The organism is Nostocoides australiense Ben110 (genome assembly GCF_001050535.1).
Classification (GTDB): domain Bacteria; phylum Actinomycetota; class Actinomycetes; order Actinomycetales; family Dermatophilaceae; genus Nostocoides_A; species Nostocoides_A australiense.
On sequence record NZ_HG764815.1, the window covers coordinates 3,563,520 to 3,565,380 of the forward strand.

Below are 1,861 nucleotides of genomic sequence, written 5' to 3' on the forward strand. Positions count from 1 at the left end.
CGCGACTTCGGGTTCACCAAGACCCGGTACCGCGGGATCGGCAAGAACCTCAACCACCTCCATGTCCTGTTCGCCTCAGCGAACTGGCTGATGCGAGCCCGTGCCGTCGCCCTCACCGAGGCGACGGCATAGCGGCAGCCTGCCCGAAACCGCCCAGAGGGCCCCCGTAACCGGGGCCAGGATCCATGCTCAAGCAGGCCATCGCCACGATCCCGACGCCCCCACGACATCCCTCGCCCGCCCGACCACGAATCGCCCGTTGATCAGCGGTTCCCTAGGTCAGCGGCTGTCTCCACGCTCGGGGTGGAAATACCAGTCGGTGTCGCCGCGTGCGGGCAGTCGGGCCGGGTAGCACGTGGTGTTCGTGGGGTAGGCGCCCGTGAAGTACTTGTATGCGGATTTGAACCGGTCGCAGCGCCGGGTCGCCTCTTCATAGGACCAGGCGAAACCGATATTGCGGTTGACACCGTTCATGTCGTGGTCGTCGGCGTAGGCGTTGGTCGTCGTGCGCGCCACGGTCCAGTACCACCGGGCGATCGGAGCACTGTAATGCAGCGACTTCGCGAGATCCGGCTGCCCCAGCAGGTTGATGCCGAAGTAGGTGCCGGCGGACGCGTAGTTGAAGTCGTTGGTCAGCTGGATGTAGCCGCGCCCGCGGTAGGTCTGGGTGTTGCCGCTCTCGTCGGCGTCGTAGCGCATCGCCGACTCGCTGACGAGGGTGGCGAGGAAGGCGGCCTTGCGCGCCGGAGTGTTGATGGCGCCCTTGGTCATCTCGGCCTGCAACCCGGGAAGCCCCCGCTCGACGATGTCGCGCGGGCCGACCCAGCCGGAGCCGAACATCGTCACGAGCCCGTGATAGGTGATGCCCCCCGAGGGACAGACGACATTGCGCGGTCCGGTGGTCAGCAGCTTCTGCGTCCAGCCACCGTCTCCGACATACCCGATCAGGCTGATGTCGGTGCCGCTGCTGTTGGTGATATCGGCGTCCCGGCGGGTCGAGAGCACGCCCGACGAGTCGGTGCGCGCGAAGAAGAGGCCCCCGCCGGGCGAGGCCAGCGCCGACACCCCGCCCCAGCCGCTGCTGCCCAACGTCGAGATCGTCAGGTTGCCCGCTCCCGCCGCGCGGATGCCGAGCAGTTTCCCCCCGCTGGTCGTCGCGAGGAGGCGACCGCCGCCGACGCCGGTCAGGGTCTTGGCGATCACGCCCGCGCCGATCCGGACCTTCTGATTGATCTGCGAGCCGGTGGGTTTCTTGGCGCTCACGTCCCAGCGCCACAGCTGGCCGTTGGTGTCACCGGTCGCGAACAGGTGGCCGGCGCCGTCGGCCGCGAGCTTGTCGTAGTTCCAGCCGGTATACGCCATCGGCACCGGGGCACCGATCGTCAGACTCTTGGTGTTGCCGGTGACGTCGATCCGATAGAGCGCGCCCTGACTCGTGGTCACCAGCAGCGTGTTCATGTTCAGTGCGGTCATCGCCCGCACCCCCCAGGGGAGCTTGGGTCCGGTGAGCTTGCGGGTGCGCACATTGGTCGCCGCGTTGATGGCGGCGAAGGTCAAGGTCGCGTCCCGTCGGACGCCATAGACGTATGCCGTGCCGGTGCACCCGCTGGCGGCGCGCAGCGCATCGTCCGGGGTGTCGTCGGGGCCGGCGGCCCCGGTCGTGGTGGCGAGGGACAGACCGACGGCGATGGCGGCGGCGCTGCCGATGAAGGACGTCGTGGACATGGAACAACCTCTCCGGACGCGAAAAACCGTGACCATTGTGCCCTAAGTGACACGTGAGAATAAGCACGGCCATCCCGGATGCGTCAGCGCGTCGTGCGCACGAATCCCATCACGGCCGCCATCGCGATGACCGCCA

At 67.7% G+C, this 1,861-nt stretch carries 1 protein-coding gene; it reads right to left on the bottom strand.

Annotated elements, in window-relative coordinates:
- Window positions 1-279: 279 nt before the first annotated feature.
- Window positions 280-1,725: a glycoside hydrolase family 19 protein gene (locus BN11_RS24805; protein WP_053084166.1), complete on the bottom strand. Its 1,446-nt coding sequence runs from the start codon at window positions 1,723-1,725 to the stop codon at window positions 280-282.
- Window positions 1,726-1,861 lie beyond the last annotated feature (136 nt).